The 25,021-nt window shown below is 67.5% G+C and carries 29 protein-coding genes and 1 pseudogene; 8 read left to right on the forward strand and 22 right to left on the reverse strand.

Features of this window, described 5'->3' with window-relative positions; translation table 11 throughout:
• Nucleotides 1-36: 36 nt before the first annotated feature.
• Together ACG00Y_RS01875 and ACG00Y_RS01880 are read left to right on the forward strand one after the other, a co-directional pair.
• Nucleotides 37-1,221: an esterase-like activity of phytase family protein gene (locus tag ACG00Y_RS01875; protein ID WP_394475570.1), complete on the forward strand. Its 1,185-nt coding sequence runs from the start codon at nt 37-39 to the stop codon at nt 1,219-1,221.
• Between the two features lie 77 nt (nt 1,222-1,298).
• Nucleotides 1,299-2,387: a DUF3616 domain-containing protein gene (locus ACG00Y_RS01880; protein WP_394475572.1), complete on the forward strand. Its 1,089-nt coding sequence runs from the start codon at nt 1,299-1,301 to the stop codon at nt 2,385-2,387.
• 10 nt (nt 2,388-2,397) lie between these two features.
• On the opposite strand, the gene ACG00Y_RS01885 is transcribed toward ACG00Y_RS01880, so the two are convergent.
• From ACG00Y_RS01885 to ACG00Y_RS01905, 5 genes are all read right to left on the reverse strand, one after another.
• On the reverse strand, nt 2,398-3,165 hold the full coding sequence (locus tag ACG00Y_RS01885; RefSeq protein WP_394475573.1) for an HvfC/BufC N-terminal domain-containing protein: 768 nt from the start codon (nt 3,163-3,165) through the stop codon (nt 2,398-2,400).
• The gene (gene bufB / locus ACG00Y_RS01890) at nt 3,162-3,992 is read right to left on the reverse strand and encodes an MNIO family bufferin maturase (protein WP_394475574.1); all 831 of its coding nucleotides are present in this window, start codon (nt 3,990-3,992) and stop codon (nt 3,162-3,164) included. The genes ACG00Y_RS01885 and bufB overlap by 4 nt, the downstream gene beginning before the upstream one ends.
• Before the next feature lie 13 nt (nt 3,993-4,005).
• Complete coding sequence (bufA2, locus tag ACG00Y_RS01895; RefSeq protein ID WP_394475575.1) at nt 4,006-4,299, reverse strand: BufA2 family periplasmic bufferin-type metallophore; 294 nt, start codon at nt 4,297-4,299, stop codon at nt 4,006-4,008.
• 176 nt (nt 4,300-4,475) lie between these two features.
• Nucleotides 4,476-5,021 carry a chlorite dismutase family protein gene (locus ACG00Y_RS01900; RefSeq protein WP_394475576.1) on the reverse strand — a complete coding sequence of 182 codons (546 nt, stop codon included), beginning with the start codon at nt 5,019-5,021 and terminating at the stop codon, nt 4,476-4,478.
• A gap of 171 nt (nt 5,022-5,192) precedes the next feature.
• Complete coding sequence (locus tag ACG00Y_RS01905) at nt 5,193-6,404, reverse strand: CaiB/BaiF CoA transferase family protein (RefSeq protein WP_394475578.1); 1,212 nt, start codon at nt 6,402-6,404, stop codon at nt 5,193-5,195.
• Between the two features lie 109 nt (nt 6,405-6,513).
• On the opposite strand from ACG00Y_RS01905, the gene ACG00Y_RS01910 reads away from it, so the two are divergent.
• From ACG00Y_RS01910 to ACG00Y_RS01920, 3 genes are all read left to right on the forward strand, one after another.
• On the forward strand, nt 6,514-7,128 hold the full coding sequence (locus tag ACG00Y_RS01910) for an NUDIX hydrolase (protein ID WP_394475579.1): 615 nt from the start codon (nt 6,514-6,516) through the stop codon (nt 7,126-7,128).
• Nucleotides 7,129-7,145: 17 nt separating this feature from the next.
• Nucleotides 7,146-8,315 carry a sialidase family protein gene (locus tag ACG00Y_RS01915; RefSeq protein ID WP_394475580.1) on the forward strand — a complete coding sequence of 390 codons (1,170 nt, stop codon included), beginning with the start codon at nt 7,146-7,148 and terminating at the stop codon, nt 8,313-8,315.
• Between the two features lie 130 nt (nt 8,316-8,445).
• Complete coding sequence (locus tag ACG00Y_RS01920; RefSeq protein ID WP_394475581.1) at nt 8,446-9,459, forward strand: hypothetical protein; 1,014 nt, start codon at nt 8,446-8,448, stop codon at nt 9,457-9,459.
• Between the two features lie 41 nt (nt 9,460-9,500).
• Here ACG00Y_RS01920 and ACG00Y_RS01925 read toward each other — a convergent pair whose 3' ends face one another.
• Nucleotides 9,501-10,025 (reverse strand): REP-associated tyrosine transposase, encoded by a 525-nt coding sequence (locus ACG00Y_RS01925; protein ID WP_394475582.1) that lies wholly within the window; start codon nt 10,023-10,025, stop codon nt 9,501-9,503.
• A gap of 28 nt (nt 10,026-10,053) precedes the next feature.
• Here ACG00Y_RS01925 and ACG00Y_RS01930 point away from each other — a divergent pair, with 28 nt between their 5' ends.
• Together ACG00Y_RS01930 and ACG00Y_RS01935 are read left to right on the forward strand one after the other, a co-directional pair.
• Nucleotides 10,054-10,284 (forward strand): hypothetical protein, encoded by a 231-nt coding sequence (locus ACG00Y_RS01930; protein ID WP_394475583.1) that lies wholly within the window; start codon nt 10,054-10,056, stop codon nt 10,282-10,284.
• Nucleotides 10,277-11,476 carry a hypothetical protein gene (locus ACG00Y_RS01935; RefSeq protein ID WP_394475584.1) on the forward strand — a complete coding sequence of 400 codons (1,200 nt, stop codon included), beginning with the start codon at nt 10,277-10,279 and terminating at the stop codon, nt 11,474-11,476. The genes ACG00Y_RS01930 and ACG00Y_RS01935 overlap by 8 nt, the downstream gene beginning before the upstream one ends.
• Before the next feature lie 3 nt (nt 11,477-11,479).
• Here ACG00Y_RS01935 and ureC (ACG00Y_RS01940) read toward each other — a convergent pair.
• The 15 genes and pseudogenes from ureC (ACG00Y_RS01940) to apbC form a co-directional block, all read right to left on the reverse strand.
• Nucleotides 11,480-11,842, reverse strand: a pseudogene (ureC, locus tag ACG00Y_RS01940) (urease subunit alpha); the annotation flags it as partial.
• 40 nt (nt 11,843-11,882) lie between these two features.
• On the reverse strand, nt 11,883-12,182 hold the full coding sequence (locus ACG00Y_RS01945; protein ID WP_394475585.1) for an addiction module antidote protein: 300 nt from the start codon (nt 12,180-12,182) through the stop codon (nt 11,883-11,885).
• A gap of 6 nt (nt 12,183-12,188) precedes the next feature.
• Entirely contained in the window at nt 12,189-12,485 is a 297-nt protein-coding gene (locus ACG00Y_RS01950) for a type II toxin-antitoxin system RelE/ParE family toxin (protein ID WP_394475586.1), read from the reverse strand.
• A gap of 60 nt (nt 12,486-12,545) precedes the next feature.
• On the reverse strand, nt 12,546-12,677 hold the full coding sequence (locus tag ACG00Y_RS01955) for a hypothetical protein (RefSeq protein ID WP_394476192.1): 132 nt from the start codon (nt 12,675-12,677) through the stop codon (nt 12,546-12,548).
• Between the two features lie 33 nt (nt 12,678-12,710).
• On the reverse strand, nt 12,711-13,325 hold the full coding sequence (locus ACG00Y_RS01960; protein ID WP_394475587.1) for a DUF4844 domain-containing protein: 615 nt from the start codon (nt 13,323-13,325) through the stop codon (nt 12,711-12,713).
• Between the two features lie 101 nt (nt 13,326-13,426).
• Nucleotides 13,427-15,145 (reverse strand): urease subunit alpha, encoded by a 1,719-nt coding sequence (gene ureC / locus ACG00Y_RS01965; protein ID WP_394475588.1) that lies wholly within the window; start codon nt 15,143-15,145, stop codon nt 13,427-13,429.
• A complete protein-coding gene (locus tag ACG00Y_RS01970; protein WP_348011652.1) occupies nt 15,142-15,447 on the reverse strand; it encodes an urease subunit beta in 306 nt (101 codons plus the stop codon). Before ACG00Y_RS01970 ends, ureC (ACG00Y_RS01965) begins: the two co-directional genes overlap by 4 nt.
• Nucleotides 15,447-15,608, reverse strand: coding sequence for a hypothetical protein (locus tag ACG00Y_RS01975; protein WP_394475589.1), 162 nt, complete (start codon nt 15,606-15,608; stop codon nt 15,447-15,449). Before ACG00Y_RS01975 ends, ACG00Y_RS01970 begins: the two co-directional genes overlap by 1 nt.
• A 10-nt stretch (nt 15,609-15,618) precedes the next feature.
• Nucleotides 15,619-15,921: an urease subunit gamma gene (locus tag ACG00Y_RS01980; protein WP_394475590.1), complete on the reverse strand. Its 303-nt coding sequence runs from the start codon at nt 15,919-15,921 to the stop codon at nt 15,619-15,621.
• A gap of 149 nt (nt 15,922-16,070) precedes the next feature.
• Complete coding sequence (locus tag ACG00Y_RS01985) at nt 16,071-16,658, reverse strand: nitroreductase family protein (protein ID WP_394475591.1); 588 nt, start codon at nt 16,656-16,658, stop codon at nt 16,071-16,073.
• Complete coding sequence (gene phnE, locus ACG00Y_RS01990; RefSeq protein WP_394475592.1) at nt 16,655-17,410, reverse strand: phosphonate ABC transporter, permease protein PhnE; 756 nt, start codon at nt 17,408-17,410, stop codon at nt 16,655-16,657. The genes ACG00Y_RS01985 and phnE (ACG00Y_RS01990) overlap by 4 nt, the downstream gene beginning before the upstream one ends.
• On the reverse strand, nt 17,407-18,213 hold the full coding sequence (gene phnE / locus ACG00Y_RS01995) for a phosphonate ABC transporter, permease protein PhnE (RefSeq protein WP_394475593.1): 807 nt from the start codon (nt 18,211-18,213) through the stop codon (nt 17,407-17,409). The genes phnE (ACG00Y_RS01990) and phnE (ACG00Y_RS01995) overlap by 4 nt, the downstream gene beginning before the upstream one ends.
• Nucleotides 18,210-19,016 carry a phosphonate ABC transporter ATP-binding protein gene (locus tag ACG00Y_RS02000; RefSeq protein WP_394475594.1) on the reverse strand — a complete coding sequence of 269 codons (807 nt, stop codon included), beginning with the start codon at nt 19,014-19,016 and terminating at the stop codon, nt 18,210-18,212. The genes phnE (ACG00Y_RS01995) and ACG00Y_RS02000 overlap by 4 nt, the downstream gene beginning before the upstream one ends.
• A complete protein-coding gene (locus tag ACG00Y_RS02005; protein ID WP_394475595.1) occupies nt 19,013-19,864 on the reverse strand; it encodes a putative selenate ABC transporter substrate-binding protein in 852 nt (283 codons plus the stop codon). Before ACG00Y_RS02005 ends, ACG00Y_RS02000 begins: the two co-directional genes overlap by 4 nt.
• Before the next feature lie 7 nt (nt 19,865-19,871).
• Complete coding sequence (gene apbC, locus ACG00Y_RS02010) at nt 19,872-20,966, reverse strand: iron-sulfur cluster carrier protein ApbC (protein ID WP_394475596.1); 1,095 nt, start codon at nt 20,964-20,966, stop codon at nt 19,872-19,874.
• 186 nt (nt 20,967-21,152) lie between these two features.
• On the opposite strand from apbC, the gene ACG00Y_RS02015 reads away from it, so the two are divergent.
• Nucleotides 21,153-23,387, forward strand: a complete 2,235-nt coding sequence (locus ACG00Y_RS02015) for a TonB-dependent receptor plug domain-containing protein (RefSeq protein ID WP_394475597.1) — start codon at nt 21,153-21,155, stop codon at nt 23,385-23,387.
• A 21-nt stretch (nt 23,388-23,408) separates the two neighbouring features.
• Here the strand turns inward: ACG00Y_RS02015 and ACG00Y_RS02020 are convergent, their stop codons facing one another.
• Nucleotides 23,409-24,977: a methyl-accepting chemotaxis protein gene (locus tag ACG00Y_RS02020; protein WP_394475598.1), complete on the reverse strand. Its 1,569-nt coding sequence runs from the start codon at nt 24,975-24,977 to the stop codon at nt 23,409-23,411.
• Between the last annotated feature and the right edge of the window lie 44 nt (nt 24,978-25,021).

Below are 25,021 nucleotides of genomic sequence, written 5' to 3' on the forward strand. Positions count from 1 at the left end.
ATGCTTGGCCTCATCCGACACTCGCCAGGAACCGCCATGCACCTCCGCAGATCAACAGCCGCCGCCCTCTTGCTGGCCGCTGGCATCGGCCACGCCGCCACCTTCGACCTGCGCCTGCTGGGCACGCAGGACATCGCCACCGGCACGCTGTTCGGCGGTGTCGAGTTCGGCGGCATCTCGGGGCTAGACCGTCTGGGCGCCGGCCGCTATGTCGCCATCGCCGATGACCGCGGCGGCGAACGCGGCACGCCGCGCTTCTACGAGCTGGGCCTGAACTACGACGCTGCCGGCTTCCACGGCGTGACGATCAACAGCCAGACCTACATGCAACGCCCCGACGGCACGCCCTTCCCCGCCACGAGCCGCACGGTCGACCCCGAGGGCATACGCCTACTGGCCAATGGCAACCTCGCCTGGTCCAGCGAAGGCAACTGGAGCGGCAACCCGGCCGCGCGCTACCAGCCCTTCGTGCGCGAGATGACGGCTGCCGGCGGCTTCGTCCGCGAGTTTGGCCTGCCGTCGATGTACGGCTACGTCGACAACACCACCACGGGCGCCCGCAGCAACAAGGGCTTCGAGGCGCTGGCCGTGACGCCCGGCGGCACGATCTACGCCGCCAACGAGGACGCGCTGATCCAGGACGGCCCACTGACCACCGTCGCCGCCGGCAGCGTCGTTCGCGTCACCGCCGTGGACACCGCCACGGGCCAGTCCGGCCGGCAATACGCCTACGCGCTGCCCGCCATCCCCGTGGACGCACCGCCCGGCGCGCCCTTCCCGCCCGACAACGGCATGTCGGAGCTGCTCGCCATCGACGACACCAGCTTCATCGCCGTCGAGCGCGCCTTTGCCGCCGGCGTGGGCAACACCATCCGCCTCGTCAAGACCAGCATCACCGCCGACACCACCGACGTGAGCGGCCTCGCCAGCCTGGTGGGCGCCACCTACACGCCGATGACGCGCGAGCTGCTGCTGGAGATGCCCATCAGCTTCGAAGGTGTGGCGCTGGACAACATCGAGGGCATCAGCTGGGGCGAGACGCTGGCCAACGGCAACCGCACGCTGGTGCTGGTGGCAGACAACAACTTCTCCGCCACGCAGCGCACGCAGATCATGGTGTTCGAGGTCAGCGCCGTGCCCGAACCCGCCACCTACGTCGCGATGCTGGGCGGCCTGGCCGTGCTGGGCCTGGTGGCTCGCCGCCGCCGCGCGCTGCGCTAGGCTTGCGCGGTGTCGGGACCGCTATCGGTCCCGACGTTCGCAGCCACCGCTGCAGCCCTTTGACGAGAGCCCACCCCGTGCCCAACAAACGCAGCAGCAACGCCGTCCGCCTGGAATTCGCGGCCGACTCCCTGGTCAAGACCAACCTGTCCGGCGCGGCCTTCACGGGCGACTGGCTTTGGGTGGCCGGCGACGAGGCCTGCGGCATCGACCGCCTGCGCCGGCTGGACACGCAGGGGCCCGAGCTGCTGCGCTTCGGCGAGGTGCGCGACTTCCCGCTGACCGAGCTGCTGGACCTGCCCGGCGCCGCCGACGAAGAGGCCGACCTGGAAGGCATGGACATGGTCGACGGCATGCTGTGGGTGGTCGGCTCGCATGGCCTGAAGCGCAAGAACGCCAAGCCCGACAAGGACGACGCCGGCAACGCCAAGCGCCTGGCCAAGGTGGCGCTGGACGGCAACCGCCGCCTGCTGGCCTGTCTGCCCGTCGAGAACAACGAGCAGGGCGAACCCTGCCTGGTGCGGCAGGCGAAGGACGGCCGGCGCGCGCTGCGGCTCAAGGGCGATGCCGAGTCCAACCTGCTCACCAAGGCGCTGGCCAGCGACCCGCACTTCGGGCCCTACATGGCCATCCCCGGCAAGGACAACGGCTTCGACATCGAAGGCCTGGCCGTGCACGGCCGCCGCCTGCTGCTGGGCCTGCGCGGGCCGGTGCTGCGCGGCTGGGCAGCGCTGCTGGAGGTGGAGATCGAAGCGCGTGACGACCACCTGCGCTTGGCGCCGCTGGACAGCAGCGGCAGCCTGTTCCGCAAGCACTTCCTGCAGCTCGACGGCCTGGGCGTGCGGGACCTGCATTTCTGCGGCGACGACCTGTTCATCCTGGCCGGCCCGACCATGGTGCTGGACGGCGAGATCCGCTTGTTCAAGTGGCCGGGCGCCAGGCAGGCGCTGGCGGACAACCGCGAGCCGGTGCGCTTTGTGCCCGCGCTGACCGAGTCGGTCGCCCTGCCCCACGGCCGCGGCGTCAACCGCGCCGAGGCGGTGTGCGACCTGCCGCCCGAACTGGCCGGCGGCAAGCCGAGCTGGCTGGTGCTGTACGACGCGCCGGGGCCGACCCGCAAGGACGGCGAGCACGCGGTCTTCGGCGACCTGCTGCAGCACGGCTGACGGTCGCCCGTCAGTGCACCGCGCTCAGCAGCGCTTCGTCCACCCACCGCCGCAGCAGGCTGCCCATCTCGGCAGCCGCGTCCGCTGAGGCGAACTGCTCCGACAGCGTGGCGCACACGGCCGCAAAGCTCAGGCCGGCCTGCAGGCCGTCCAGTGCCGCAGCTTCCAGCGCCTGCAGGCTGCGGAAGTGCGGCTGGTGGCCACGGCGCCAGATCATCAACTCGCCGGGCTCGGCCAGCGGCGCCGCGTCGGGCGGCACGCCGTCATCGTCCAGCGCCTGCCAGATCGCCAGCGTGTTGTGCTGGAGCTGAAGCCGGGCGTAGGTCGGATGCAGCGTGAAGCCCACGTCGGCCCAGCGCTCGGGCGCCAGCGCGGCCAGGTCGGCCAGCGTGAGCACCGGCGCATCGGGGCCGTCGAAGGCGTGGCGCAAGGCCCAGTCCAGCTGCGCCAGTTCGGCCACCTGGGGCGCTTCGTCAAAGCGGGCCGCCAGCGTGCGCGGAAAGTCCGCGCCGTACCAGCGCAGGCTGGGGTGGGCCGACGCATGGCCCTCCACATGCGCCAGTGCGGCGGCGTTGAAATGCTCATCACCCAGGTACAGCAGCGTGTGGCCGAAGCTGTCGCGCAGCGTGTCCACCAGGCGCATGCGGTAGGCGTGGTGGTAGACCTGCAACCGGCGCGCGGTGCCGATGCCGCCATCACGGATGTGCTCGGCAATGGCCTCGTCGCCCGTCAGCAGATGCTGCTGAAAGGCTGCTTGCAGCTGGGCGAGTGACGTCATGCCGCGACCTCGGCGGCAACCTCGGTGGCGATAGCGCGCGCGATGTCCAGCTCGGCGATCAGCTCGGGCAGCGGCGGGATGTGGTCGTCCCGTTCGATCATCGTCGGCACCGGGCCGAAGCGCTGCAGCGCCGCGCGGTACAGCGCCCACACGGCGGGCGCGACCGGGTGGTCGTGCGTGTCCACCAGGTGGTCGCCATGGTCGGTGTGGCCGGCCAGATGGAACTGGCGCACGCGCGCGGGCGGCAGCTGGCGCAGGTAGTCCAGCGCATCGAAGCCGTGGTTCACCGCGCTGACGTGGATGTTGTTGATGTCCACCAGCAGCTCGCAGTCAGCATCGGCACACAGCGCGCTCAGGAACTGCGCTTCGTCCATCGTCGAATGCTCGAACTCGACATAGCTGGACACGTTCTCCAGCACCAGCCGGCGGCCCAGCGCGTCCTGCACCTGGTGCACGTTGGCGGCCACGATGCGCAGCGCCTCGTCGGTGCAGGGCAAGGGCAGCAGGTCATGCATCTGGTGGCCGTTGCTGCCCGTCCAGCAGAGGTGGTCCGACACCCAGGCCGGCTGCACGCGCCGCGCCAGTGCGGCAAGCGCTTGCAGATAGCTGCGGTCGACGCCCTGCGCGGCGCCGATCGACAGTGACACGCCGTGCATCACCATCGGATATCGCTCGCGCAGCGCGTCCAGCATGGCCAGCGGCTTGCCGCCGGGCACCATGTAGTTGTCGCTGATGATCTCCAGCCAGTCCACGCGCTGGGGCTCGGCCAGGAAGGCGCTGTAGTGCGCCGTTCGCAGGCCCAGGCCAAAGCTGTCGCTGGAGATCATCGCGACGCGCGCCTTACTTCTTGGCGGCCAGGTCGCCGATGGTGCCGTCCTTGGCCAGGCATTCCTTGGCGGTCATGCCCTTGAAGCTGTGGCCCTTGCAGGCGTTCTGGCCCTTGCAGGCGTTCTCGGTGGTCTTGCAGTCGCCATTGCCCTTGCACTCGTGCACGCCGTAGCAATGCACCTTGTCGCTGGCGGCCACGGCCAGGCCGGTGCTGCCCTTGGGCGGGGCGGCAGCCGTGGCGGCGGCGGAGAAGGCAAACAGGGCGGCGGCAGCGGCCAGGGCGGCAGCGGATTGGGGCTTGTTCATGCGAGTAACTCCATGCGGGTTGCACCGCCCGGCCATGTGGCCTGAGCTGGCGACGGCTGGGGGCCGCAAACGGTAGTCGGCGAACCGTCAAGCTCCTTACAGGCCCGGTCGAAAGATTGCGTTCGCGGGGCAGCGCCGCAGGCATAACCCGCCATGTCGGCGCACACCAGGGCGGGTCAGCGGCTGAGCCGGACCTCCACCTCGCGGTCCACATAGGCCCACTCGGGCGAGGCGCGCAGCGCGGCCAGCAAGTCGTCGAAGGCGCTCGTGTGTTCGGGCGCGAACTCGAACCAGGTCAGGAAGTCAAACGGCTCCGCCTCGCCCAGGTCACGGCAGTGGTGAAGCCGCCGCGCGATGGCCGGCAGGTAGCGCAGCCCGATCTCCGTGTGATGCGACTGCGCTTCGAACACCGCGCGGCGTTCGTCCTGCGTCAGCGCCCACCAGGCCGCCGTCTTGCGGATGGGGATCAGCGCCGCACAGCGCGCCTGGGGCCGGCTCAGGCCCTCCTGAACCGCCAACAGCTGGGTCTTCTCGGCGCGCTCCACATAGCGCTCGTTGCTGGTGATGCCGCGCAGCGCCCACGTGCCGCTGCCCGGTGCGGCCTCCGTGCCGAGCATCGTGACGGCGGAGACCGGCGCGAGACCCTCACCGGCGAGGGTCCGCTGGCTGGTGACGGTCCAGTCGCCCTGGTCGGCGCCGACGAAGAGGAAAAGGCGAGGCATCGGCTGGCTTCCCAAAGCATGCAAAGACGATTTGCCCGGCGCCTGCCTACAAGGTTGTCATGTTGAGACCTGCCCCGAGCACTGCTGAATCCGACGGCAAGTTTTGAGCCAACCGCCTGGCCGCGAGCCATTCGCAGAACCTCAACGCCCAAGCCCGCCCTCCTCTGCCACTCACCTGACGATGCCCCGCTCCCGCAACTGCGCGATCTGCTCGCCCGTCAGCCCCAGCTCCGCCAGCACCGCGTCCGAGTCCTGCCCCAGCGCCGGTGCATTGCGGCGATGCCCGCCCGGCGTGGCGGACAGCTTGGGGCAGATGCCGGGCACATCGAGGGCTCTACCGTCCGGCAACTGCACCTGCTGCAGCATGCCGCGCGCGCGGTAATGCGGGTCGGCGGCGATGTCGGCCACCGTGTAGATGCGCCCGGCCGGCACCTCGGCGCCTTCCAGCGCCTGCAGCACCTCGTCCACGGATCGTTTCGCCGCCCAGTCACTGATCGCCGCATCGATCTCGGCCACGCGGGCCACGCGACCGGCGTTGTCGGCCAGTGCCGGGTCTTGCCCCAGGTCGTCGCGCTGGATCAGCGCCATCAGCCGGCGGAAGATGCTGTCGCCGTTGCCGGCGATCAGCGCATAGCTGCCATCGGCGCAGCGGTAGGCGTTGCTCGGCGCGATGCCCGGCATGGCGCTGCCGGCCGGTTCGCGCACCGCGCCGAAGGCGCTGTACTCGGGCAGCAGGCTTTCCATGCAATTGAATACGGCCTCGTACAGCGCCACGTCGATGACCTGCCCCTGGCCCGTGGCATGGCGGTGCTGCAGCGCCAGCAGGATGCCGATGACGCCGTGCAGCGCGGCCAGCGTGTCGCCGATGCTGACGCCCGTGCGCACCGGCACGCGGCCGGGCTCGGCGGTCAGGTGGCGCAACCCGGCCATCGCCTCGGCCACGGCGGCGAAGCCCGGCCGGTCGCGGTAGGGGCCGGTCTGCCCGTAGCCGCTGACACGCAGCACGATCAGCCGTGGGTTGGCGGCCAGCAGCTCGTCCGGGCCCAGGCCCCAGCCCTCCAGCGCGCCGGGGCGGAAGTTCTCGATCAGCACGTCGGCCTCGGCGGCGAGGCGGCGCACGATGCCCTGCCCCTCGGGCGTGCGCAGGTCCAGCGCCAGCGAGCGCTTGTTGCGCGACTGCACCTGCCACCACACCGACGTGCCGTCCAGCAGCAGCCGCCACTTGCGCAGCGGGTCGCCGGCGCCGGGTGGTTCGATCTTGATGACCTCGGCGCCGAAGTCGGCCAGCGTCTTGGCTGCGAACGGTCCGGCGATGAGTTGGCCCAGCTCGACGACCTTGAGGCCGGCGAGAGCGGCGGGGGTGGGAAACGAGTCAACAGTCATGGCGGAAAGTGTCCGGCGGCGCACCGGCGCAGTCCCTGCGGAGTTGACGCGGCTTGACTTGGCGGCGTGCGAAGCCGGCCGCCCGCTGAGCCGACGCCAGAATCCGCCCATGCCTGACTCCGCCACCATCGACCACGATCCGCATGCCGAAGCGCGCGACCATCTGGCGCGCTACCTGGCCCAGTTCCCGAACGAACAGGCCGGCCTGGCTGCACTGACCGATCAACTGCTGAACGATGCAGGCGATGTCTTCGCTCGCAGCAACATGCGCGGGCACATCACCACCAGCGCCATCGTGTACGACCCGTGCGCCGATGCCGTGTTGATGATTCACCACGCCGCGCTCGACCGCTGGCTTCAGCCTGGCGGCCACCATGAGGGCGCACAGCCGCTACAGGCCTCGGCCGCCCGCGAAGCGGCCGAGGAAACCGGCGTCGCTCCGTTGGACATCTGGCCCCATGGACCTTTTCGCGACCTCCCGCTGGACATCGACAGCCACGCCATCCCGGAGCGCCCGGCGAAGGGCGAGAGCGCCCACGTCCACCACGACTACATCTACCTGTTCTCCGCAGACAGCCGCACCGCGCTGCGGCCCGACGCTGCGGAAGTGACTGCGGCGCGCTGGGTGCCGCGTGCTGAGTTCGCCGTGATGCCCGAAGCCCGCTTCGCGCGGCTCGCGGCCAAGATCGCCTCGCTGCGAAAGCCGACGGCCCCCTCCGCATAGCCTGCAACATCCGCCGCATGAAAGTCTTTCTTTCGCTGTCGCTCGCGCTGCAGGCCCTGACCGCTGGGGCGCAGCCCCCGCCCTATCGGGTCAAGCCCGGCCTGTGGGAACCGTCCGAGGCCAACCTGGGGCTGAAGAAGGCGGCCGGCACGCAGACCGTCACCGTCTTTCGGCCACAGACAGCGAGCGATGGCGCCTTCAACAACGGCGTGGTGTTGATGCCGTTCAAGGGCCGGCTGTATGCGCAGTGGCAGTCCTCGGCCCGGGACGAGGATGCGCCGGACACGCGCGTGCTGTACGCCGTGTCGGAAGACGGCCTGCGGTGGAGCGCACCGCAGGTGCTCGCAACAGCCGGCCAAGGCGGTGAGATGCGCTCGAGTGGCGGCTGGTGGACCGATGGGAAGACACTGGTGGCCTACCTGAACATCTGGCCGACGGGCTTCCAGTCCGGCGACGGCGGCCACACCGCCTACCGCCTCAGCACCGATGGGCAGGCCTGGGGCCAGCCCCAGCGCGTCACGGGCGCCGACGGCCGGCCGGTGGAGGGCATCATCGAGCAGGACCCGCACCGGCTGCCGGGCGGCCGCATCCTGACGGCCTTCCACCTGCAGCCGGGCCTGATCGCCGCGCCCTTCTGGACCGACGACCCGCTCGGGCTGACCGGCTGGCAACGCGGGCGCATGGCGAACCTGCCGCACGACACCAACAAGGTCAGCCGCGAGCTGGAGCCCAGCCTGTTCCTGCGCGGCAATTGCGCCGTCATGGTGTTCCGCGACCAGGCGTCGAGCTTTCGGCAACTGGCTTCCGAGAGCTGCGACCGCGGCGAAAACTGGACCCCGCCGGTGCCGACCGACATGCCCGATTCACGCGCCAAGCAGAGCGCCGGCAACCTGCCGGATAGCGGAGGCTCCGTGGGCCCGGCCTTCATCGTCAACAACCCCAGCGGCGACAAGCTGCGCCTGCCGCTGGCCATCACGCTGAGCGACGACGGGCGCCTCTTCTCCCGCACCTTCCTGCTGCGCGGCGCGGACGAACTGCCGCCCCTGAGGTTCGAGGGCCGCTACAAGCGCGTCGGCTACCACTACCCCAAGAGCGCGGTGTGGCAAGGGCACCTGTACGTCGGCTACAGCACGCACAAGGAGACGGTGGATGTCACACGCGTGCCGCTAGGCAGCTTGCAGAGATAGGCGGCACCGCCGCTTGAGCTTGATTTAGGGCAACGCTGAAACAAGTGAATCAAGCCCGCATGGCGCAGCAGCACGCTTGCAACGGCCGCCATCCACAGTGGCGGCATTCCCACTTGAGCGTTCGCACCCCATGAGATTTCATGTCATCGCAGGCTGGACCCTGCTGGCGCTGGAAGCGCTCTTCGTGATGATGCTCGCGCTGCAGAAGAACATGGGCGACGACGCCGCCGGCCGCGGCATGGCCACCGGCTTCGCGATGCTGCTCGCGCCCGTTGTGCTGGTGGCCGCTGCGCTGTTGTGGTGGGGCAGCCGCAGCGGCGGCACGACCCTGGCCTGGTGGCTGGGGTTCTGCATCGTCGCCTCTCCGGTTGCCTACGGCGCGACCACCTTCTCCGCCGGCATGCTGAAGAAGATCGACCGCAGCATGTGGCGCGCCCAGCAAGGCCGCTTTGCGGACAGCCAGCTCACCGAACTGGCGCGCGCCATCGATGCACAGGATGCCCCAGGCGTGCAGCGCCTGCTGGCCGCCGGCCCGCCCGACTGGACTGCCCGCGACCGCTGGGGCCGCACGCTGCTAGGCCACGCCATCGTCCAGGCGGTGTCCGACTATGGCGACCCGTCACGCGCCGAGTTCGTGCGGCTGCTGCTGGCAGCCGGGGCGCCACCGGCTGCCAACGCCATTGCCGCCGAGGCGAGCATGGCGTCGGTAAGCGAGCACAACCTCGTCTATCACCTGTATGGCGTCCACAACGCAAATGCCTTGGCGGTGATGGACATGGTGCTGTCGGCAGGCGCCAGCGTGGACGTGGTGGACGAGGACGGGCGGCCGATCTACTACTCGACCTACACGGTGCTGCCTGCGCTCGAGATCCTGGCCCGGCATGGCGCCGACTTCACGCGGCTGGACCCGCGCAGCGACCGCCTGCACCACAACGCGCTGATGAACGCGGTGTCGATGCAGATGTGGCCCGCCGCCCTCTTCTTCCTCAAGCAAGGGCTCTCGCCCGACCATGTCGCGCCCGACGGGCAGAGCATGCGCACCATCCTCGCCGAAGTGGACGCGCCCGGGAGCAGCTACTACGGTGACGACGGCATTGCGCACAGCGCGTTTTTGGCGGAGCTGGCCAGGCAGCCAGTCAAGTGACGAACCCGTAGGTTGGGGTGAGCAAAGCGAACCCCAACGCTTCATTCACGCGCATCGATATCCGCATTCCCCACGCTCGCCCACGCGGCGTCGATGACGCCTTCACGAATAAGGCGATGAATACTGGAGTGCGGCCACTCGGCCGCCCGCTGGACCCAGCCGTGCTTGACCGGATTGAAGTGGATGTAGTCCACGTGGCGCTCGAAATCGGCGTCATCGCGAATGAGGTGTTCCCAGTAACGCCGCTGCCAAAGGCCACGTTCACCCTTGACTGCGCGGCTGGCGCTGATGCGCTCGCCTTGCGGTATCCGACGCGAGAAGCCCTGCTTGATGAGCATGATGCGCGTGGCGAAGTCGGCGTCTTCGCGCGGCAGCGTCATCAGCAGATGCAGGTGATCGGGCAGCACGACGATGGCGTCCAGGACGAATGGGCGTGACCGGCGGACGATGCGGAAGCTGTCCCGCAATGCGCCGATGTGCTCGGTCAGCAAATGGCCGCTGCGGTCGGCCGCATTCAGCGTGAAGAAGTAGGTGGCACCCGGCGTGTCGGCGCGGCGGTAGCGCATCGGATTTGCGTAGGTTGGGGTGAACCCAGTGAACCCCAACGAATCGCGGCGGTCAAACGTTGGGGTTCGCAGGCTCACCCCAACCTACGGGCTGCCGCACGACAACAGCAAGGTCAGCCGCGAGATCGAACCCAGCCTGTTCCTGCGCGCCTGCCCCGCTTGCCCATGCGGCATTGAACCCATGCAGGGCTTCCACTCTTCTGAACGAACCATGTTTGAGATAAAAAAGATCTACTACCAACCTGCATGCAATGTTTGAACAAATCGTCCTTCGACGTTCACAGTCCAACCAACCAATCTCAGCAGGAGAGATAGCGCAGGCGCTTCTTTTCTACCAAAAAGTTCACCTATTCCTAGAAAGACAGAGCGTAGTTCATCTAATAAAACAAATTGGCCCTCGTCCGTTATTAGATTTACTCCGTCGACCTGATGTTTCAGCCGTTTATTCAGAAGAATTATTGTGCGTAGTAACCAACACGTACAACAGCATGGAATTTCATTCCTTCGCAGCGTTCACGACGGTTGGATTTGAAGAAAAACGCTACAAGAACTCCGAAGACACATTGCGCCACGATCTCGCTCGAGCCGGGATTGACGATCAAGTTGCAAAGGCGTTTGCCAGCGGCTTTCTCAAACTAGTACCTATTCGAAAACTATCCGGAAAACACTACGCACCGGATGGCCTTCCCAAAGCCACAAAAAAAGAGGTCAGCGATTCAGCGTTGTTGCATGCGGCTGCGAAAATAGTGCTTTCCACGATCGCACCAAAATACAAGCTACCAGACCCCATTCAATTCGACATCATCGACACCGACAAAGATGGTTTTGTTTTATTTAACAATCTAGATTGGCAGCATGTTGATTCAGCATACGAAAATAGACCAACTCCTGCAGACAAAATAACTCCTGCACTCGTTTTAGAGCACATCCAGCAATCAATTTCAGACATGATGCTAGCAGCGCACTATGGGGGTTATTTCATCACTTCGTCGCAATCATCAAGAATCGCACAAACGAAATACGAACACATAGCGAAGCGAGCTCAAAAGAATTCAGCCATGCAAACGGAATTTTTTGACATCGTTTTACCAGAAATCCCCTCCATCGCCCAGCAAATAGACTCTGGAGATCGCAATTTTCCTGAATTCCTTAAGCTAATGAAAAAAGCTCAGAAATTTAAAAATTGGCTTGGAGCAGGAAATCCCGACGAAGGCCTTGTTCGCGAATATATAAAATCTCAATCCAAACAGGATTGGACTGAATCCTTCCCCACCAAAATGGGCAGATTTTTATTTACTTCATGGGTAGATGGCGGATTAGCCGCAGGCAATCCACTCGATCCGACAGGCCCTGCAGGGGCGTTTGACTCTTTCCTGTTTGATCGCATCTTCAAGGGATGGCGACCGAACCATTTCATCGAAGACCGATTGAAGCCATTTCTTAGAGGTTGAGCCTTAGAACAAGAAATACCTCTGCGCCATCGGCAACTCCTTCGCCGGCTCGCAGGTCAGCAGCACGCCGTCCGCCCTCACCTCGTAGGTCTGCGCGTCGATCTCCATGACCGGCAGGTAGTTGTTGAGCAGCATGTCGGCCTTCTTCACCGAGCGGCAGCCCTTCACCGGCACCAGCGTCTTGGCCAGGCCCAGCTTCTCGACGTGCGCCTGGCCCGACTGGCTCACAAACGTCAGCGAGCCCTGCTGCAGCGCCGCGCCGAACGAGCCGAACATTGGCCGGTAGTGCACCGGCTGCGGCGTCCGGATGGAGGCTTTCGCGTCGCCCATCGCGGCGGCGGCGATGAAGCCGCCTTTCAGGATCAGTGGGATTCAGGGTCAGGGCTCAAACTTCAACCCATCAGCCTCAAACCGGCTGAGCCACCAACTTGACCCCCAGCGCCGCACACACCCGCTGGATGGTGTCAAACCGCGGCCGGGCGCCGGGCCGCAGCGCCTTGTAGAGCGCTTCGCGCCCTATGCCGCTGGCCTCGGCCATTTGTGTCATGCCGCGCGCCTTGGCGGCGACGCCCAGCGCGTGCGCCAACTCGCCAGCATCACCCTCGGCCAGCACCTGGTTCAGGTACTCGACGATATCGGCCTCATCCGCGAGTTGCTCAGCCATGTCAAAGACGGGCAGGTCGGCCAGCTTGGTTTTCTTGCTCATGGTTCGTCACTCCTCAAGGGTCAGGGCCAAGGCCTGGGCGGCCGCGATGTCCGACTGCTGGGTGGACTTGTCGCCACCACCCAGCATCACGATCACCACGTCGCCCCGCTGCACGTAGTACATGCGCCAGCCCGGGCCGAAGAGCTCGCGCATCTCCATCACCCCCTGGCCCACGGGCTTCACATCACCCAGCAGCCCCCGTTGGACCTTGTCCAGGCGCCGGGCCAGTCGGATGCGCGTCGCGCGGTCCTTGAGGCCTTGCAGCCAGTCCGAGAACTCGGGGGTGAGCAGGACTTGGTACATGCGCCTAGTGTATTCGCTCGAATACGCCAGCGCGAATCCTGCGTCACGCCACCCCGGCGCTCAGAACAAGAAATACCTCTGCGCCATCGGCAACTCCTTCGCCGGCTCGCAGGTCAGCAGCACGCCGTCCGCCCGCGCCTCGTAGGTCTGCGCGTCGATCTCCATGACCGGCAGGTAGTTGTTGAGCGGCATGTCGGCCTTATCGACCAAACAATGCTCTAAAGCTCATGGAAGCTTGCGCCCCCAAAGCTGACCTCGCAGCATCCAGCTCAACACCCAAGTTCCCTGCATCTGCGTCAGGCTGATGAGGTTCTTCGTGTCCCCATTGCGCGCCCAGGCCATGCCCATTGGTTGATCCAGCAGAGGCGTGCCAAGCAGCCGTCGCAGTTCCACCGCAACGTTCGCAGCCGTGAGCCGTTCGAACTGCGCCACCAACGCACGTTCCTCATCCGTCATCTCGGCCAGCGCCGCCCGCTGCCGCGCTTCCGGCGACAACTTAGCGTCAAAGCCATAGGCCAGTCGACTGAGCAGACCGTCCGAGCTTTCGACGCCGAAGACCTTCATCAACTCCTCGAAGTAGCTGAGCGCCGCCTCGCGGTCTTCGGTGTCGGCTAGCTCGAAGGTGGGCCAGGCCCGCTCGAAGGCGCGCAGCAGCGCGGGCTTGGGGTCGGCCGACTTAACGAGCGGATTCAACTCACCGGCGAGCTGGTTCAGACGCTCGTTGAACTGCTGCCGTTGCACCGGGTCGTGAACGCCGGTGTAGTAATCAGTAGGAACAAACTTGGGGCGAGCGGAAAACGCTCGCAACGCGTCGGCACGCGCCTGTTGCGCAGAACTCATCGGATCTCCCTGAGCCCAGAGGGGCGGGCTAAAGGATATGGCGCCGCCGAAGGCAACCCAACCGATAAGGGCGCGGCGCCCTGCGTCACGCGGAGCCACGCTCAAAACAAGAAATACCTCTGCGCCATCGGCAACTCCTTCGCCGGCTCGCAGGTCAGCAGCACGCCGTCCGCCCTCACCTCGTAGGTCTGCGCGTCGATCTCCATGACCGGCAGGTAGTTGTTGAGCAGCATGTCGGCCTTCTTGACCGAGCGGCAGCCGTGCACTGGCACCAACGTCTTGGCCAGGCCCAACTTCTCGACGTGCGCCTGGCCCGACTGGCTGACAAATGTCAGCGAGCCTTGCTGCAGCGCGGCGCCGAAGGAGCCGAACATCGGCCGGTAGTGCACCGGCTGCGGCGTCGGGATGGACGCATTCGCGTCGCCCATCGCAGCGGCGGCGATGAAGCCGCCCTTCAGGATCAGCGACGGCTTCACGCCGAAGAAGGCGGGCTTCCACAAAACCAGGTCGGCCCACTTGCCGACTTCAATCGAACCGACCTCGTGGCTGATGCCGTGGGCCAGCGCGGGGTTGATGGCGAGCTTGGCGAGGTAGCGCTTCACACGGGCGTTGTCGTTGCCGGCCCCGTCGCCTGGCAAGGCGCCGCGCTGGACCTTCATCTTGTGCGCGGTCTGCCAGCAGCGCAGGGAGACCTCGCCCACGCGGCCCATGGCCTGCGAGTCGGACGAGAACATGCTGATGGCGCCGAGGTCGTGCAGGATGTCTTCGGCGGCGATGGTCTCGCGGCGGATGCGGCTCTCCGCAAAGGCCAGGTCTTCTGCGATGCCCGCGTCCAGGTGGTGGCACACCATCAGCATGTCGAGGTGCTCGTCCAGCGTGTTGACGGTGAACGGCCGCGTCGGGTTGGTAGAGCTGGGCAGCACGTTGGCTTCGCCCACCACGCGCATGATGTCCGGCGCATGGCCGCCGCCCGCCCCTTCGGTGTGGAAGCTGTGGATGGTGCGGCCCTTGAAGGCGGCGATCGTGTCTTCGACGAAGCCGCTCTCGTTGAGCGTGTCGGTGTGGATGGCGACCTGCGTGTCGGTCAGCTCGGCCACGTTCAGGCAGTTGTCGATGGCCGCAGGCGTGGTGCCCCAGTCTTCGTGCAGCTTCAGGCCGATGGCGCCGGCGTCGATCTGCTGCATCAGCGCGGCGGGGCGGCTGGCGTTGCCCTTGCCCATGAAGCCGAGGTTCATCGGGAAGGCATCGGCCGCCTTCAACATCGTCGCGATGTGATGGGGCCCGGGCGTGCAGGTGGTGGCCAGCGTGCCGGTGGCGGGGCCGGTGCCGCCGCCGATCATGGTGGTCACGCCGCTCATCAGCGCCTCTTCGATCTGCTGCGGGCAGATGAAGTGGATGTGGGTGTCGATGGCGCCGGGCGTGACGATGAAGCCCTCGCCCGCAATGATTTCGGTGCCGGGGCCGATGACGATGTCCACGCCGGGCTGCACGTCGGGGTTGCCGGCCTTGCCGATGGCCGCGATGCGGCAGCCGCGCAGGCCGATGTCGGCCTTGACGATGCCCCAGTGGTCGAGGATGACGACGTTGGTGATGACGGTGTCCACCGCGTCACCCGGGCCGGGCCCGTTGACGCGCTGGGACTGCCCCATGCCGTCGCGCACGGTCTTGCCGCCGCCGAACTTGACCTCTTCACCGTAGCCGCCGGCACGCAGCGTCAGGTCTTGCTCGATCTCGATGATGAGGGCGGTGTCGGCCAGGCGCAGCTTGTCGCCGACGGTGGGGCCGAGCATCTCGGCATAGGCGCGTCGGGAGATTTTCATAGCTTGCCTTGGACGAGGCCGCGGAAGCCGTAGACCGTGCGGTCGCCGCCCAGGTCGACCAGCTCGACGGTGCGCGATTGCCCCGGCTCGAAGCGCACGGCCGTGCCGCTGCAGATGTTGAGCCGCATGCCGCGAGCGGCCTCGCGGTCGAAGCCGAGGGCCGCGTTGGTCTCGGCAAAGTGGTAGTGGGAGCCGACCTGGATGGGCCGCTCGCCAGTGTTGGACACCTTCAGCGTCAGCGTGCGGCGGCCGGGGTTGAGTTCATGTTCACCGTCTGCGGTGATCAGCTCGCCCGGGATCATCACTTGCGCCCCTTGGTGAACCACCAGACGGCGACGCCGGCCGCGGCCACCAGGGCCAGCGTGGCGATGCCGTCCCAGCCGTGCATGTGCGGGCCGGACGGGCCGTGGCCTTCGTGGGCAAACGCCGGGGCGGCGATCAGGAGCAGGGCAAGTGCGCGCATGGTTCGGGCTTCAGGGAATGGGTTGGTGGACGGTGACAAGCTTGGTGCCGTCCGGGAAGGTGGCTTCGACCTGGATCTCGGGAATCATCTCGGCGATGCCGTCCATGACGTCGTCCCGCGTCAGGATCTCGCGGCCTTCGCTCATCAGCTGCGCGACGGTCTTGCCGTCGCGGGCGCCTTCGAGGATGGCAGCGCTGATGAAGGCGACGGCTTCGGGGTAGTTGAGCTTCAGGCCTCGGGCCTTGCGACGTTCGGCAAGCAAAGCTGCGGTGAAGAGCAGCAGCTTGTCCTTCTCTCGGGGAGTGAGTTCCATCTCGCTTCGCTCGATTCTTTTCAGTTAGCCCGAGCGACCGCAAAGGCCGTTCGAACACGTGGGGTTAGTTCCATCTCGCTTCGCTCGATTCTTTTCAGTTAGCACGTGCGGCCGCAAAGGCCGGCCGAACTCTAGGCGTTAGTTCCGGCTCAATGATCTTGCTTGCAAGCCGGGTGCCAGTCGATCAGCACCTGCCCGGGGTCGGGCTTGCGCGCCGGGCCGCTTGGTTTGCGGGCTGGCGTGCCCAGCGCGATCCAGCCCACCAGCGTCTCGCCGGGTTCGCAAAACGCGGCGGCGATTGCCGGGTTGCGGACCTTGGCGCCGCTGAGCATCTTGCCGCCAAAGCCCAGCACATGCGCCGCCATCAGGAAGTTGCTGACGGCGCCGCCAACGGCCGCCCATTGCTCGTGCGCGGGCACCAGCGGGTGGCCCAGGTCGATGCGGGCGCCGACGGCCACAGTGATCGGCGGCCGCAACGCCCGCTCGGCGTCCAGCGCGGCGCCCTCCTCGCCCTTGCCTGCCGCGCGGGCGGCATCGGCGAACAGCTCGGCCATGGCCTGCTTCGCGCTGCCGCGCACCAGCTTGAAGCGGTAAGGCACCAGTTCGGCATGGTCGGGTGCACGCAGCGCGGCCTGCACCATCAGCGTGAGCTGGGCGTCGTCGGGCCCGGGCTCGACGAGATGCTTGGGGCCGACGGAATAGCGGCCGAGCAAGGCGTGGAGGGTGTCAGCAGTCATCGCGTCAGGTTCCGTCTCAGGCTCCAGGACAGCGCATCCACGAGCGCCACCAGCAACATCATCGCGATCAGCACGGTGCAGGTCTCGTGCATCTGGAACAGGCCCAGGTGGTAGGCCAGCATCTGCCCCAGCCCGCCGGCGCCGACGACGCCCAGCACGCTGGCCGCGCGGATGTTGTTCTCCCAGCGGTAGAGGGTGTAGCTGGCCAGCTGCGGCAACGTCTGCGGCAGCGTGGCGAACAGCCACACGCGGCCGGGCCCCACGCCGCGCTGGCGCAGCGCCAGGGCGGCGGCGGGCGGCGCGTTCTCGAAGCTCTCGGCAAACAGCCGCCCCAGCACGCCACTGGTGTGCAGCGCCAGCGCCAGCGTGCCGGGCAGCGGCCCCAGGCCCGCCATGATGAGCAGCAGCACGGCCCAGACCAGCTCGGGCACGCTGCGCAGCGCGTTCAGCATCAGGCGGGACGCCGCGCGCGCAGCACCCGAACCCGCCGCAGGCAAGGCCAGCAGCAGGCCGCCCACGACGGCCAGCGCGGTGCCGACGGCCGACATCGCCAGCGTCTCCAGCAGCGCCCAGCCCGTCTTGGCCAGGAAGGCCGGCGCCGTCTCCGGCGGGAAGAAGCCCGCAGCGAAGCGGCCCATGCTGGCCAGCGCCTCGGGGCCGAGGAAGGCGGCCCATTGCAGGTCCAGCGAGACGAAGCTGGCGATGACCAGCGCCAGCAGGCCTAGCAGCACAGCTACGGTGCTTATCCTCACGCGAGCCTCCCGCGCAGCCAGCGGCTGAAGGCATCGCTCGCCATCACCAGCGCCATGAAGACCAGCAAGATGGCGCTGACCTCCGCGCCGGCAAACATCTTGGACGCGCTGTCCAGCAGCTGCCCCAGCCCGCCCGCGCCGACGAAGCCCAGCACGACGGACGAGCGCACCGCGCATTCCCAGCGGTACACCGTGTAGCTGAGCAGTTCGGGCAGACAGCTTGGCAGCGTGCCGAAGCCCAGTGCCTGCAGCCGGCCGCTGCCACCGCGCAGCAGCGCCTGCGTGGGCGCGGGGTCGGCGCTTTCCAGGATCTCGGCGTAGACCTTGCCCAGCATGCCGCCGTAAGCGATGGCAATGGCCAGCACGCCCGACGTGGGCCCCAGCCCGACGACGCGCACGAACACCAGCGCCCAGACCAGCTCGGGGATGGAACGCAGCAGCACCAGCAGCGCCCGCACGGCGCGCCGCAGCCAGCGCGACGGGCCGGGCTGACCTTCCAGCGTGCTGGCGGACAGGCGCGACGTGGCCAGCAGGGCCGTGGGCACGGCGATGACCAGCGCCAGCGTCAGCCCAGCCGTGGCGATGGCGACGGTGCGCCAGGTCTCACGCGCCAGCAGCGCCAGGAACTCGGCATCCATGCGCGGCGGGAAGAACTCGCCCAGGAAGCGCCCGGTGGCGCGCAGGCTGCGCTCGTCGAACAGCGTCCAGGGCTTGAACTCGGCCAGCACCAGCAGCGGCCAGGCCAGCACCAGGGCAATCAGGAGCAGCGCCCACCGGCCAGCTGACGCCGGGTCGCGTGTCATCGACACATCGCCTGCGGCAACGGCACGGCCTGGGGCAAAGGCGCCAGCTCGGGCGGCGACTCGTGCTGGCTGCGGTACAGCTCCTCCAGCAGCTCTTCGTCGAGGCCGCCCGGCGGGCCGTCGTAGACCACGCGGCCGGCGCGCAGCGCGACGACGCGGGGGAAGTGCTTCAGCGCCAGGTCCACCTGGTGCAGGCTGCAAACCAGCGCCGCGCCGCGCTCGGCGGCGTTGCGGCGCAGCACGGTCAGCACCTGCTCGGCGCGCGTCGGGTCCAGCGCGGCCAGCGGCTCGTCGGCCAGCCACAGGCGCGCGTCGGACACGAGCAGCCGCGCCAGGCCGACGCGCTGGCGCTCGCCGCCGGAGAGCCGGTCCACGCGCAGCCAGAGCTTGTCGGGCAGGCCCAGCTGTTCCAGCGCGGCCTGGGCCAAGGGCGCATCGGGCGGGCTCCACAGCGTGCGCAGGCTGCGCGCCAGCGACATGCCCGGCAGCCGCGCCGCCAGCACCGCCACGGCGACGCGCTGGCGTGGTGGCAGCGGAGGCTGCTGGGGTGCCAGCGCAATGCCGGCGCGCAGGCGCTGGCGGGCGCTGCGGGTCTGCAGCCAGGGGTCGGTACCGTCCAGCGCGAGGCTGCCGGCCAGCGGCGCCTGCATCAGCGCAAGCATGTTCAGCAGCGTCGTCTTGCCGGCGCCCGAAGCGCCGATGACGGCCAGCAGCTCGCCAGCGGCGACGGCGAGGTTCACGCCGTGCAGCACCGGCGCCGTGCCACCCAGCGCAGCGGCGTCGATGCCGCCGAGGGCGATCACTTCAGCAAACCTGCGTTCTCGGCAGCGGCCTTGATGCCGTTGTAGTTCTCGGGCTTGCTGGGGATGAACTTCGTCGCGCGCTGCAGGCCCAGGATCTCCTTGCCTTGCGGCGTGGCCGGGTCCAGCGCCAGGAAGGCGGCCTTGATCTTGTCCTGCAACGCCTGCGGCATGTCGGCGTGGACGGACCAGTTGTAGTCGTAGTAGCCCGGCGTCGTGAAGAACACCTTGACCTGGGTCGGGTCCACCTTCTTCTCGGCGACGAACTTCTCCCAGACCGAGATGTTCAGCGCGCCGGCGTCCACCTTGCCGCTGGCCACGGCGGCGATGGTGGCGTCATGCGCACCGCTGAAGGCCACGCGCTTGAGGTCCACATCGGGGTTGATCTTGGCGCCCAGCAGGAAGCTGCGCGGCATCAGGTGGCCCGAGGTGCTGCTCTGCGAGCCGAAGGACAGCGTCTTGCCCTTCAGGTCCTCCAGCTTGTTGATGCCGCTCTTGGCATCGGTGATGAAGACGGAACGGAACTTCTCGTCCTCCTCGCGCTGCACCAGCGGCAGCACCTTGCCGCCCGAACGCACATTGGCCTGCACGTAGGTGAAGCCACCGAACCAGGCCAGGTCGACCTTCTTGTTGACCAGCGTCTCGACGGCGGCTGCGTAGTCGGTCACCGGCGTCCATTCGACCTTCACGCCCAGCTTGCTCTCCAGGTACTGGCCCAGCGGCGCGAACTTGCGGGCCAGCTCGGTGGGCGCCTCGTCGGGGATGGCGGTGACGCGCAGCACCTGCTGGGCGTGAGCGGCGGCAGCCGTCAGCGCCAGCGTGGCGACGAGGAAGCGGGCGAGTTTTTTCATGGCGGGCTCAGGAGTTCTTGGAGATGGAAATGGTGGGGAACTTGGACGAGTAGTCCTTGCCCTGCGCGGCGATCTTGGCGGCAACCTTGCGGGCAAGCGCCTTGTAGATGGCGGCCACCTCGCCGTCGGGCTCGGCGGCGACCGTGGGCGTGCCGCTGTCGGCTTGCGCGCGGATGCTCATGGCCAGCGGCAGCGAGGCCAGCAGCTCGGTGCCGTACTGCGCGGCCATCTTGCCGCCGCCCTCGGCGCCAAAGATGTGCTCGGCATGGCCGCAGTTGCTGCAGATGTGCACGGCCATGTTCTCGACGATGCCGAGGATGGGGATGCCCACCTTCTCGAACATCCTCAAGCCCTTCTTGGCGTCGATGAGGGCAATGTCCTGCGGCGTGGTGACGATGACGGCGCCGGTGACGGGCACGCGCTGCGACAGCGTCAGCTGGATGTCGCCGGTGCCGGGCGGCAGGTCGATGACGAGGTAGTCCAGGTCCTGCCAGTTCGTCTGGCGCAGCAACTGCTCCAGCGCCTGCGTGGCCATGGGGCCGCGCCAGATCATGGCCTGGTCATCGTCGACGAGAAAGCCGATGGAGTTGAGCTGCAGGCCGTGGGCCATGTGCGGCTCCATCGTCTTGCCGTCCGCGCTCTCGGGCCGGCCGCTCACGCCCAGCATCAGCGGCTGGCTGGGGCCGTAGATGTCGGCGTCCAGCACGCCCACGCGGGCGCCTTCGGCACGCAGGGCCAGCGCCAGGTTGGCGGCCGTCGTGCTCTTGCCCACGCCGCCCTTGCCGGAGGCGACGGCGATGATGTTCTTGACACCCGGCAGCAGTTGCACGCCGCGCTGCACGGCGTGGGCGACGACGTTGGTGGTGATGGCGACGCTGACGTTGCCGACGCCGGACAGCGTCTTGGCGGCGGCCACCAGCGCGGCGGTCAGCGCCGCATGCTGGCTGGCGGCCGGGTAGGCCAGCTCGACAGCGATGGCCACGTCGCTGCCGGTCACCTTGACCGATTTGACGGCCTTGGCCTCGCCCAGCGGTCGGCTGCTGCCGGGGTCCACCACGGCTTGCAGCAGGGGTTGAAGCGCGGCTTCGGAGATGGCGGTCATGGCGGGCAGGAGTTCACGAAAACAGCAGGGTCCGGAAGTCTAGGCCCTCGGCCAGATTGCTCAGCCTGACGCCTTACCGCGACCAAATCCTCATGCCGGTGAGCGAATGCCAACAGCGCCTGTAAAGAAACCTTGCGTTAACCGGCCGGCCACAAGCCCGGCAGGGCCGCATGGCAAGCTGAAGCCATGCGACTTCTCACCCTCCCTGCCGCCACCGCGCTGCTGGCCTGCGGCCTGCCGGCCCTGGCCCAGACCACGCCCACGCCACCCGCCAACGCAGCGTCTGCACCCACCGCGCGCCCGCCCGCCAGACCGGCTGCCGCCGCGCCCGCTGCCGAACAGTTGCAGCGCGTCGAGGTCAGCGGCACGGCCAGCGACGACTCCGTGCGCCGCGCCTCCACGGCCAGCAAGATCGTCATCACGCGCGAGGAGATCGAGAAGTTCGGCGACTCCACCGTCGGCGAGGTGCTCAAGCGCCTGCCCGGCGTGACCACCGGCGGCCGCCCGGGCCGGGGCGGCGACGTGCGCATGCGCGGCATGGGCGGCGGCTTCACGCAGATGCTGGTCAACGGCGAGCGCATGCCACCCGGCTTCTCGCTGGACCAGCTGCCGCCCGAGCAGGTCGAGCGCATCGAGGTGCTGCGCGCGCCCACGGCCGAGTACGGCGCGCGCGCCATCGCCGGCACCATCAACATCGTGCTGCGCGAGCCGCTGAAGAAGAAGCTCAACGAGTTCCGCGCCGGTGTGAGCGTGGAGCGCGACAAGCTCAGCCCCAACATCAACTGGAGCCGCAACGACAGCTTCGGCGACGGCCACACCTACACCCTCAGCGTCAACGCCATGCGCGGCGAGCGCGGCGACGACGTCATCAGCGACACGCTGCGGCTGACCCGCGCCACGGGCGCCGAGTCGCTGCAAATCACGCGCGGCAGCAACGAGAGCACGCGCCAGAGCCTGAACCTGAACGGCCGCGTGCAGATCAAGCTGGGCGGGCAGGACAGCCTGAGCATCCAGCCCTTCATCGTGACCAACAAGTCGGACAGCCGCTCCGACATCACGCGCACGCCGGGCCTCTACGACCGGGTGCTGACCGAGAGCGACAACAGCTTCACGATGGCGCGGCTGAACGCGCAGTGGCTCACCCGCCCCGACAGCAACACGCGTGTCGAGCTGCGCGGCGGCATCGGCGGCGCCAGCGGCGACAGCCAAAGCGTGCGCCAGGAATCGCTGGCCGGCGCGCCCGGGCGGCTGCAACTGGACCGCACCGACAGCCGCGACCGCAACTGGAATTTGGTGGGCAAGTTCTCGCGCACGCTGGAGAACGAGCACAGCCTGGTGTTTGGCGCCGAGGGCGAGGGCAACACCCGGGACTCGAGCCGCACGACAGTGATCGATGGCAACTCCCAGCAGGGCCTGGGCGACTTCGGCGACGACCTGAATGCGTCGACCACCCGCTTTGCGGCCTATGCGCAGGACGAGTGGACGGTCGGCAAGCAATGGGACTTCTATGCCGGCCTGCGCTGGGAGGGCATCAAGACCGAGAGCAGCGCCGCCAACTACGCGGTGAAGAACACGTCCAGCGTGTTCACGCCGCTGGCGCATGCCCGATACAAGCTGGACCCGGGCGGCAAGGAAGCCATCCGCATGAGCCTGACGCGCAGCTACCGCAGCCCGCAGCTGAACGACCTGGTGGCGCGCCCGTCCATCAACACCGAGGTGGAGCATGATGAGGCCACGCCCGACCGCGCCGGCAACCCCGACCTGAAGCCCGAGCTGGCCACGGGCCTGGAGATCGGCTATGAGAAGTACCTGAGCAAGGGCGGGCTGCTCAGCGCCAACTTCTTTGCGCGCAGCATCAGCAACGTGATGCGCAACGTCGTGGCGCTGGAGACCGTGAGCTGGAGCCCAACGCCGCGCTGGGTCTCGCGCCCGCGCAACCTCGGCAAGGCCAGCACGATGGGCCTGGAGCTGGAGGCCAAGTTCCGGCTGGACGAATACTTCGACGACATGCTGCCCATCAACGTGCGCAGCAATGTCAGCTTCTTCACGTCCAAGGTAGACGGCATCCCCGGGCCCAACAACCGCATCGAAGGCCAGCCCAAGGCGACGGCCAATCTGGGCTTCGACTACCGGCTGCGTTCAGTACCGGTGTCGCTGGGCGCATCGCTGAACTGGACGCCGTCGTCGACCATCCAGCAGAGCGAGCTGCTGGTGGTGACGAGCAACCGCAAGCTGGTGAGTGATGCGTTTGCGATGTGGAACGTGACACCGGAGCAGTCGCTGCGGTTGTCGGCCAGCAACCTGACGCCGCTGGACTACTACACGGGCAGCATCAGCACGACGGACGCGCAGATCGTCACGTCGCGCAGCGGCGGGCCAAGCTACACGCAGTGGCAGTTGAGGTGGGAGATGAAGATCTAGCAGCAGTCGCGGCAGGCGCCGTCAACGTGCCAGCGAAAACACGCTGACAGCTTGCACGAGGCGCATGGCTTGGCGCTTCAGGCTCTCGGCCGCCGCAGCACTCTCCTCGACCAACGCGGAATTCTGCTGTGTGACCTGGTCCATCTGCGACACGGCCTCCCCGACCTGACCGACAGCCGTGCTTTGCTCACGACTCGCAACGCTGATCTCCTGGACGATGCCGCTCACGCGCTGGATGGCACCAACGACCTCGTGCGTTGTGGAGCCGGCACGGTCAACCAGCGTCGACCCTTTGCCGACATTGGCAACGCTCGAATCGATGAGGGCCTTGATCTCACGAGCCGCCACCGCGCTTCGCTGGGCCAACGTGCGAACCTCGCCGGCCACGACGGCAAATCCCCGCCCCTGCTCTCCGGCCCGAGCGGCTTCAACGGCGGCATTGAGGGCCAGAATGTTGGTCTGGAAGGCGATGCCGTCGATGGCACCGATGATGTCCGACATCCGCTTTGAGCCTGCCTCGATGTCCTGCATCGTCGCGATGACCTGGTTCATCACGTCGCCACCTCTGGCCGCGATGTCGGAAGCCGCACGCGCCAGCTCGCTGGCACGCTCGGCGTTGTCAGCGTTGTTGTGCACGGTGGTGCCCAGCTCGTCCATCGTCGCTGCGGTCTGCTGCAGCGCGCTGGCCTGCTCTTCCGTGCGCTGACTGAGGTTCTCGTTGCCGGTGGCGATTTGCGAAGAACCGGCCGCGATCGAGTCCGACACGTCACGCACTTGATGGACGATGTCCGCCAGACTGGCCTGCATGGCGCCCAGCGACGCCAGCACGCTGCCGGCGGGCGCACGCTCGCTGCCAGCCAACGGGCTCAGGTTGCCGGCAGCGACCCGACCGGCTGCGGCGCTCAACTCCGCCGGCTCTGCGCCCAGCGCGCGCGAGATGCTGCGCACGATGAGAACGCCGCTGACCACGGCGATCAGGAGCGCACACGCCAACGCGACCAGAAAGCCGTTACGCTCGCCCGCGACCCGCGCGTTCGATTGCTCAACCATTTCCCGCGAGCGCTGGACTGTGTAGCTCGTGTAGGCATTGGTGACATTGACGAGTTCTTCGAGAAGCGGGCGGCACTTTTCATTCATGCGACGCACGGCCTCCTCACGCTGCCCATCCACTGCCAGCCTGACGATGTCCAGCGCCACCACTGCGTATTGCTGCTCAATGCGCACCACCTCGGCGATCAGTTCGCGCCCCTTGGTAGACAGGTCGCCCGTTTGAGTCATTTGCTGCAGCGTGGCCAGTTGCTGAGAGGCGGCCGCATGTGCCCTCTCCACCTTTGTCTGCTCGGCCTGCATGTCTTCAGGACGCGTCACGAGCACCAGGTTGCGGGCGGCGATGGCCCGCTCATCGACGGCCAGCCGCAGCGCGTTGGCGGTGGCTGCACGGGCGTTGATGCCAGTCAAGAAATGCTCGAAGGCGTCGCTCTCGGTTTCAAGCGCATGCCATGCCAGACCCGCCACCAGCAGAAGGAGGCCCACCAGCGCGCAGAACACGGCCGTCAGCCGGGCGCGAACAGTTGAGAAAACGGAAAACATGGCGAGCACCTCTGACCGACTATTACGTGCCGTGAGCGTAGCTC

Origin of the sequence: Pelomonas parva (assembly GCF_043555835.1) — a bacterium.
GTDB lineage: Bacteria > Pseudomonadota > Gammaproteobacteria > Burkholderiales > Burkholderiaceae_C > Pelomonas > Pelomonas parva.